Annotated in this window: 2 protein-coding genes and 1 pseudogene (1 of these 3 cut by a window edge); all 3 read right to left on the reverse strand. The window is 57.3% G+C overall.

Going from position 1 to position 2,533, the window contains the following annotated elements; genetic code table 11:
- A pseudogene (gene yedF / locus H5U02_14885) lies at positions 1-23 on the reverse strand (sulfurtransferase-like selenium metabolism protein YedF); it reaches 460 nt to the left of the window's first position.
- A gap of 594 nt (positions 24-617) precedes the next feature.
- Positions 618-1,658 (reverse strand): selenide, water dikinase SelD, encoded by a 1,041-nt coding sequence (selD, locus tag H5U02_14890; GenBank protein MBC7343706.1) that lies wholly within the window; start codon positions 1,656-1,658, stop codon positions 618-620.
- Between the two features lie 27 nt (positions 1,659-1,685).
- On the reverse strand, positions 1,686-2,533 hold an 848-nt coding region (locus H5U02_14895), incomplete at its 5' end, for an aminopeptidase (GenBank protein MBC7343707.1).

The raw sequence follows: 2,533 nt of genomic DNA on the forward strand, positions 1-2,533 counted from the left end.
GCGGGAAGTAGGGTTATCGACAATAGTCACCAATTCTCCCCGTTCAAGCTCATCTAGAGCTTTCTTGGTCCGCACCACCGGTTGTGGACAGGTAAGCCCCCGGCAATCCACCACGATAGGATCCAAAGTCTTTCCCCCATTTCCTCTTGATCGCTCTGATCACTCGTGACACTAACAGCACCACCGGTTCCCACGCTTAGCCACACCAACGCTGGCATGACCCTGCTTTCCAGCCTTAGCACCAGCCAACAGCCTCAGCACACTGCATTGTTGCCACGCCAACCTGGGGCACCGGCCCTCCGCTCCGCAATCGTGCGCGTAGCGAGCTCGTGCTCCCTCCCGGACTCCGGCGGGCTTTCCGGCCAATCGGACCTCCACGTCCGTGGCCGGCTCCCCCAGCACTCAACTGCCAGCAGACCACAGACTCTAAGCAACCTACTACCTGCCTAAGGTGGACACCATACCTGGATTCTTGAGTTGAGTGCGGGGTCCGGCCCGCCTCCGCCCTCGCTGTCGTTAAGGTGGCTTAGCCGCTCGGCTTGATGTCGCTTCCGGGCCAGCGCCCAGCACCCCTGCCTGCTTTTTTCATGCCCGGTTGCGGCCCGCCGTAACCGGCACTACTCATAAACGGTAATCTTCGGTGCCCCGGCCTTTACTCTACCCACCACCGCAGCTCCAATTACCCCTCCCTGTTTAAGCCTAGCCAGCAGCTCCTCCGCCTTCTCCTCCGGCACAGATATTAGCAGACCTCCGGAGGTCTGGGGATCGAAAAGTAGGTCCCGGTGTCGCTCCGGCACTTCGTCCTCAAAAACTACCTTGTCGCCCAGATATTCTCGATTGCGGTAGGCTCCAGCCGGTACCAGCCCCATATGGGCCAATTCCTCCGCCCCCGGCAAAAATGGGAACCGCCCTGCCTGCACCTCTAAACTCACCTGACTAGCCTCGGCCATCTCCGCCGCATGCCCAAGGAAACCAAACCCGGTGATGTCTGTAACCGCGTGGGCCCCAACTGTCAAGGCCGCCTGGCTGGCCTCGCGGTTTAGGGCTCGCATGGCGGCGATGGCTGCCGCTTCCGCCTCTGAGCTCGCCATTTCCGCCTTGACAGCCGTAGCGACTACCCCCGTACCTAAGGGCTTAGTCAACACCAATAAGTCCCCGGGGCAGGCACCGGCGTTGGTAAGAAGCTTGGCCGGGTGGACAATTCCGGTTACCGCCAAGCCATACTTGGGCTCGGTATCCTCGATTGTATGGCCACCTACCAGCAAAGCTCCAGCTTCCTGCACCTTGGCCGCGCCGCCAGCCAGAATTTGGCCTAAGACGCCAAGATCCATGGTCTGTACCGGAAAGCAAGTAATATTTAGGGCCGTAAGCGGTACCGCCCCCATAGCATAGATATCGCTAAGGGCATTGGCAGCGGCAATTTCCCCAAAGGTATATGGATCGTCAACTATCGGCGTGAAAAAATCCACCGTCTGTACCAGGGCTAGATCCTCGTTGAGCTTGTACACCCCAGCATCATCAAAGGTGGCTCCGCTCACCAACAGTCGAGGATCATCGCCAACCGGTAACCCTTTCAGTGCTTCTCTAAGGGCCGCCGGCCCTACTTTGGCTGCTCACCCGCTGGCCGAGGAGCACTGGGTCAGGCGCACCACGGGCATCACCCCCCTCTTTCAAGTTCTCGTTGTCTAGGAATTGAAGAAAGCTTGGTAAGCACGGTAACTCATATAGATATCTGCCTTGCTAGAGACTTCAAAGGGGGAATGCATGCCCAACAGGGCTGGTCCACAATCCACCACTTCCAGGCCCAGGTTAGCTAAGTACCCGGCGATAGTGCCGCCACCACCTTGATCAACTTTTCCCAACTCTCCGGTTTGCCATATCACTTGGTTGGCGTTAAAGAGCTGGCGAATCTGGGCTACATATTCTGCGTGAGCATCGTTGGCGTTATACTTGCCTCCAGCTCCAGTATACTTGGAAAGCACCACCCCACCGCCCAACCTAGCAGCATTGTACTTATCCATTACGTCCTCCCAGGTGGGATCTTGGGCTGCAGCCACGTCAGCTGAAAGCGCTTTAGACCGACGGAGGATTTCCCGCACCGAAGTCTGCTTTCCTTCGTAAGTACTTAAGCGCTCCACCACCAGCTGCAAAAAGTTGGATTGAGCGGCAGTATTGCCAATGCTCCCGATCTCTTCTTTATCTACCAACAGCAGCACCGCCGTATGGGCAGGGACCTCTAGATCCAGAAATGCCTGTAGGCCAGCGTAAGCCGAAGAGCGATCGTCTTGGCCGTAACCAGCCACCAAGCTCCGGTCCCACCCTAGGTCCCGTGCCGGTCCCGCCGGTACTAACTCCAATTCAGCGCTGATGAAGTCTTCTTCTACCAACCCGTACTGCCTATTTAGGTAATCGAGAACGGCCAGCTTTACCTTCTCTTTGACGTCATCGTCAGCATAGGGTATGCTTCCTACCAACACGTTGAGCTCCTCGCCAGCAATTCCTTCCATAAGCAGGCGCTTTACTTGGTCTTTGG

Source organism: Clostridia bacterium (assembly GCA_014360065.1).
Taxonomy (GTDB): Bacteria; Bacillota; DSM-521; order Neomoorellales; family JACIYF01; genus JACIYF01.